The sequence below is a fragment of the Bacillus sp. 05T31 genome, assembly GCF_056396725.1.
The window spans coordinates 1-1,017 of record NZ_JBFTMA010001055.1 but is presented as its reverse complement, the minus strand read 5'-3'; the positions used below and the strand labels follow the sequence as shown (position 1 = coordinate 1,017).

Genomic DNA, 1,017 nt, shown 5'->3' with positions numbered 1-1,017 from the left:
AAGTTTAGCTGCGCAAGTAACATCATAGACTGTCCATTTGAATCTTTAGGATGCTCTTGATCTATAGGTAAATACGGATAACCACCAAATTTACTCTCAAAAAGCGTTGTCTCTGCTAATGTTCCAGACGCTTTAATATAAGGTTTCACACTTTCTTCTAAAATACTACGATACTGCTCTAGTTCTTTCGGAATTTGAAGTTGATACGTATTCTTCATTACATTTGCCTCCCCTTAATAATGAATTGAAAATGCCTTACTTAATTATATAGCAACAGATAACTTCATTGAAAATCGTTAAATATCCGTTTTAACCCTCATTTTTTGCGCGCTTGGCGGACAAAGTAAATTATGTTCTGAGACCTTTTTATTAATAGTTGTAATTAACATAGCTGCTTCTACATTATCCGTTAGTTCTTTTAAATTTTCTTTTAGATGATCTATTTCCTTTGAAAGTTCAATCCACCTAGGCAAAACATGATTATTTTTCAAAGTTCTATAAAGTTGCTTGTCAGGATTATACGAAAGATCTTTATCAAGATTAAGAGGTTTCCCTTTCCCAGGTAAATCATTAAACGCTCCTGTCTTTTCTGCCTGTTTAACGATAGAGCTAATATGATCCTCATACGTGAACGACCAAACTTTTTCATCTTTAACTAAAATTTCTTGTTTTTTAAGTTTTTTATCTAGCTCATCTTGATTCATAGATTCTCTCTCCTTTTTATTTTATAGTGTGGTTTTTGTATGTTTTAATGCTTTCAACCCATCAAATAACTTTTCTCGCCACCAAACACCGTCATGACCGCCTTGAAACTCTTCATAAGTAATTTGGTATCCTTTTTCTTTTAAAGCTTTATACAGGCGTCTATTAGCCGTTAAAAGAGGTTTGTTTTCAAGTTCTCCTGCTGCTATGTAAAAATGAGGTTGACTCGTATTAGAATCTATAGATGAAATTTGATTTTCAATCCAAGGAATTTGATTTTCATAACCATCCTTTTTCCAATGCACGGATCCAGAC

Annotated in this window: 2 protein-coding genes and 1 pseudogene; all 3 read right to left on the bottom strand. The window is 33.0% G+C overall.

Annotated features, from left to right (window positions below):
* A partial coding sequence (locus AC1DJR_RS31300; protein WP_477004390.1) for a DUF1963 domain-containing protein occupies nucleotides 1-218 on the bottom strand: 218 nt, incomplete at its 3' end.
* A gap of 78 nt (nucleotides 219-296) precedes the next feature.
* Nucleotides 297-704, bottom strand: a complete 408-nt coding sequence (locus tag AC1DJR_RS31295; protein WP_002136558.1) for a DnaJ family domain-containing protein — start codon at nucleotides 702-704, stop codon at nucleotides 297-299.
* A gap of 21 nt (nucleotides 705-725) precedes the next feature.
* Nucleotides 726-1,017: pseudogene (locus tag AC1DJR_RS31290) on the bottom strand (enterochelin esterase); the annotation flags it as partial.

Coding starts and splice junctions, on each gene's coding strand:
- AC1DJR_RS31295 (WP_002136558.1), bottom strand. CDS start 704: ATGAATCAAGATGAGCTAGATAAAAAACTTAAAAAACAAGAAATTTTA.